The organism is Micromonospora sp. NPDC047753, assembly GCF_040642735.1.
Taxonomy (GTDB): domain Bacteria; phylum Actinomycetota; class Actinomycetes; order Mycobacteriales; family Micromonosporaceae; genus Micromonospora.
In genome coordinates this window covers 1-1,611 of record NZ_JBEYSL010000828.1, presented here as the reverse complement: position 1 = coordinate 1,611, position 1,611 = coordinate 1, and the positions used below count along the sequence as shown (strand labels likewise).

The window sequence follows — 1,611 nt, the reverse complement described above, 5'->3', positions numbered from 1 at the left end:
TGATGTACCAGTGGGTGCTCGTCTCCACGACGGAGTAGTACACGTGTGCGGCGAGTGCGGCGCCTGCCTGGCCGGTCCGGTCCCAGTTGTCGCGTCCGTCCAGGTCGCCGTCGAAATCGACCCGGGTGACGTAGTCCGACTGCCCGCTGAGGGCGTGGCTGCCGGTGGCGTCGACGTCCTGGTAGTGGATGGGCGCCCAGCGGAGGGCCAGTTCCGCCCGGCTGACGGCGGCATCGGCGGGGCTGGGCGCGGCCAGCGCGGCGGCCGCCAGCATCACCGCGATCAGTACCCTCACTCCCCGGGGTCGCCGGGTCGTGCTGCTTGCGTCGAGCATGGTGTGCTCCCGTGTCCGAATGAATAGACCGTGATGGATCATTCTCGGGGTGAGCGCCCGGCGGATGTCCCTTCGGCGACGAGAAAGCGGACGATGCTCGACGGCTTCGGGATCGCCTTGTCTCGATGACTGTCGACTGCCATGCTGTGGTTCGGTCGTGCTCGGGGAGCCAGCGCGCACCAGATCTCCTCCGGTCCACGGGGCGCGCGAGGTGACCATGTCACCCGTGCCGGGCAGCCTCGTCGACGACCGGAAACCCGAGCGCGCACCGGCCACCACCTCGGTCATCGGTGCCCGCTGACCACGGAGGTTCCGATGCTTCGCATGTTCCTCGCTGTCACCACCATGGCGCTGGCCGCCTGGACCGGGACGACCAGCGGCACCGACGCGACGCCCGCCCCCACGCTGTCGGCCACGCCGTCGCCGTCGCCGACCATCGCCTGCCCGCCGGCCCTGCCGATCACCGCGAGCGTCGCCGGGGTCACCACCACCAGCGTGACCATCTCGTACTCGATCTTCTTCCGGCCGCCCTGCGGCTACGACCCGCCGATGACCGTCAGCCTCTTCGCCAGCCGCGAGGACGCCCAACAGTGGCGGACGCCGGTGGCCGAGGCCGTTTCCGGGCCGGAGCGCACCGGCACGGTGACCATCGGGGGTCTGACGCCCGACACGGAGTACTGGTACCGGTTCAGCGACCCTGACGGCAAGCGCGACCCGTACATGATCGGGCCGGCGCGGACCGCCCCGCTGGCCTCGTGCCGGGCGACGGCCACGATCGACGCCCGCTGGGGCAACGGTTTCGTCGCCACGGTCACGGTCCGCAACACCGGGACGCAACCCTTGGACCGCTGGCGCGTCTCCTGGCGGTGGTCCGGTGACGAGCGGGTCCAGACCGTCTGGGGTGGGGTGGTCGAGACCACCGACGCCGACGTGTCGGTCCGCAACGCGTCCTACAACGGGACGCTGGTGCTGGACGGGGCGACGACGTTCGGGATGCTCGTGACGGCCGGTGCGGTTCCCGACGGGCTGACCATGAGCTGCGCCCGGTGAACGACGTCCGCCCCGCTTCCGGCGCGACGGCGGGAGCGGGGCGGACGTCGTGTCGGTCAGGGCTTGCGGGCCACGGCCCCGTAGGCGTCGATCCCGACCGCGTCAGCGTCGTCCGGTCGCCACAGGGGGATCGGCACCAGGCCGGGCTCCACCTTGGTCAACCCGGCGAAGCAGGTGCAACGCCGTCGCCGGCGGTTACTGGGCCCTGGCCCGGCCCCTGCTGCGCC

General features: G+C 71.6%; 1 protein-coding gene and 1 pseudogene. One reads left to right on the top strand and one right to left on the bottom strand.

Going from position 1 to position 1,611, the window contains the following annotated elements:
* Positions 1-295, bottom strand: a pseudogene (locus ABZ749_RS34970) (hypothetical protein); the annotation flags it as partial.
* A 354-nt stretch (positions 296-649) separates the two neighbouring features.
* Here ABZ749_RS34970 and ABZ749_RS34965 point away from each other — a divergent pair.
* Positions 650-1,384: a cellulose binding domain-containing protein gene (locus ABZ749_RS34965; protein WP_357235641.1), complete on the top strand. Its 735-nt coding sequence runs from the start codon at positions 650-652 to the stop codon at positions 1,382-1,384.
* The last annotated feature ends 227 nt before the right edge of the window (positions 1,385-1,611 follow it).

Coding starts and splice junctions, on each gene's coding strand:
- ABZ749_RS34965 (WP_357235641.1), top strand. CDS start 650: ATGCTTCGCATGTTCCTCGCTGTCACCACCATGGCGCTGGCCGCCTGG.